The following is a 2,182-nucleotide window of genomic DNA, read 5'->3' on the forward strand; positions in this document are numbered from 1 at the left end:
CCCGTCCATCCCCGTATTCACCCTGATGCCAAGCGCCTTCAAAATTTGTATGATGACCTGATCAATTATCAACAGGAAATACCGCATGCAACGCAGAAATTGGATCGCAGCAGCCGCTGCCTTGGTCATCGCCACACCCTTTATTGCGCCGACCGCTTCGGCCCAGGCGTGGCCCACCCGCCCCATCAAGTTGGTCGTGCCTTTCCCACCCGGCGGCCTGATCGACAACATGGCGCGCCTGATTGGCCCCAAATTGTCCAATGAGTTGGGCCAGCCCATCGTCATCGACAACAAGCCCGGTGCCGGTGGCAACCTGGGCGCAGCCGAAGCAGCCCGTGGCGCCGCCGATGGCTACACCCTGCTCATGGCTTCGCCGCCCCTGACGATCAGCCCGGCGCTTTACAGCAAGCTGCCTTACAAGCCCGAGCAAATTGCCCCAGTGGCCCTGCTGGGCCGCGTGCCCAATGTGCTGATGGTCCACCCGACTTCGGGCATCAACTCGGTCGCCGAACTCACCGCGTTGGCCAAATCCAAGCCCGGCCAGCTCAATTACGCGTCGAACGGGCAGGGCACCTCGCTGCACCTGAGCGCCGAGTTGTACAAGAGCCAGTCGGGCGCGTTTGTCACGCACATCCCTTACCGGGGTGCCGCTGCCGCGCAAACCGGCCTGATGGCGACCGAAGTGAACATGATGTTTGACAACCTGCCCTCGGCACTGGGCCTGATCAAGGGGGGCAAGCTGAAAGCTTTGGCGGTGACCACCCCCATGCGCAGCAGCGCCTTGCCCGATGTGCCCACCATGGAAGAAGCAGGCATGAAGGGTTTCCAGGTGTTCTCTTGGTTTGGCGTGGCCGCACCTGCGGGCTTGCCAGCCCCCATACAGCAAAAGCTGGAGCAAGCGCTGGAGCGCGTGGCCAACATGCCCGAAGTGAAGGCCGCCATGCTCAAGTCGGGCGCAGAGCCCGCATGGGCCAACAGCCAAGGCTTGGCCAGCTTCATGCAAGCCGATACCGCCAAATGGAAAAACGTGGCAGCGTTTGCCAACATCAAATTGGATTGAGAGCACAGCCATGACCACAGTCGGATTGATCGGTTTGGGGGCCATGGGCTCGGGCATGGCGTCTTCGCTGCGCCGCGCCGGGCACAGCGTGCAGGTGTTTGACGTGCGCCGCGAGGTGGCCGAGGCGTTCACGAGCGCGGGCGGCACAGCGCACGACACGCTGGCCTCGCTGGGCGCAGCGTGTGATGTGGTCGTGTCGGTGGTGGTCAACGCCGCCCAGACCGAAGCCGTGTTGTTTGGCGATGCCAGCACCCCCGGTTGCGCCGCCAGCATGAAGCCCGGCAGCGTGTTCGTGATGTGTTCCACCGTGGACCCGAACTGGTCGGTGGCTTTGGAAGCGCGCCTCGAAGCCATGGGTCTGCGCTATGTGGATGCGCCGATTTCGGGCGGTGCGGCCAAAGCGGCTTCTGGCCAGATGACGATGATGACGGCGGGCAAGCCCGAGGCCTATGCCGTGGCTGAGCCGTTTTTGAACGCCATGGCCGCCAAGGTCTACAAGCTGGGCGACAGCGCGGGCGCGGGCAGCAAGGTCAAGATCATCAACCAGTTGCTGGCGGGTGTGCACATCGCGGCCGCTGCCGAAGCCATGGCGCTGGGCCTGCGCGAAGGCGTGGACGCCGAGGCGTTGTACGAGGTGATCACGAACAGCGCGGGCAACAGCTGGATGTTTGAAAACCGCATGGCCCATGTGCTGGCGGCCGACTACACGCCGCTCTCAGCCGTGGACATTTTTGTGAAAGATTTGGGCATCGTGCTCGACATGGCGCGTGCCAGCAAGTTCCCGCTGCCGCTGTCCAGCACCGCGCACCAAATGTTCATGCAAGCCAGCACAGCGGGCTTTGCCAAAGAAGACGACAGTGCGGTCATCAAGATTTTCCCGGGCATCGAGTTGCCGAAAGGCAAGGCATGAAAATCAAACTCGGTTGTATTGCCGACGACTTCACCGGCGCCACCGACCTGGCCAACAACCTGGTGCGCTCGGGCATGCGGGTGGTGCAGACCATTGGCGTACCTGCGTCGCCACTGGCCGCCGATGTGGACGCGGTGGTGGTGGCGCTCAAGTCGCGCACCATCCCGGCTGCCGAGGCCATTGCGCAATCGCTCGACGCTTTGAAGTGGTTG

At 63.0% G+C, this 2,182-nt stretch carries 3 protein-coding genes; all 3 read left to right on the forward strand.

The genetic code is table 11. The annotated features are described in order from the left end of the window. Positions 1–85 precede the first annotated feature (85 nt). A complete protein-coding gene (locus tag Q0341_RS05055) occupies positions 86–1,060 on the forward strand; it encodes a tripartite tricarboxylate transporter substrate binding protein (protein ID WP_299510983.1) in 975 nt (324 codons plus the stop codon). A gap of 10 nt (positions 1,061–1,070) precedes the next feature. Then, the gene (ltnD, locus tag Q0341_RS05060) at positions 1,071–1,970 is read left to right on the forward strand and encodes an L-threonate dehydrogenase (RefSeq protein WP_299510985.1); all 900 of its coding nucleotides are present in this window, start codon (positions 1,071–1,073) and stop codon (positions 1,968–1,970) included. Then, positions 1,967–2,182, forward strand: a 216-nt coding sequence (locus tag Q0341_RS05065) for a four-carbon acid sugar kinase family protein (RefSeq protein ID WP_299510986.1), incomplete at its 3' end; no start/stop codon positions are given. The genes ltnD and Q0341_RS05065, both read left to right, overlap by 4 nt.

It is taken from the genome of uncultured Limnohabitans sp. (genome assembly GCF_937889215.1).
Classification (GTDB): domain Bacteria; phylum Pseudomonadota; class Gammaproteobacteria; order Burkholderiales; family Burkholderiaceae_C; genus Limnohabitans_A.

Coding starts and splice junctions, on each gene's coding strand:
- Q0341_RS05055 (WP_299510983.1), top strand. CDS start 86: ATGCAACGCAGAAATTGGATCGCAGCAGCCGCTGCCTTGGTCATCGCC.
- ltnD (WP_299510985.1), top strand. CDS start 1,071: ATGACCACAGTCGGATTGATCGGTTTGGGGGCCATGGGCTCGGGCATG.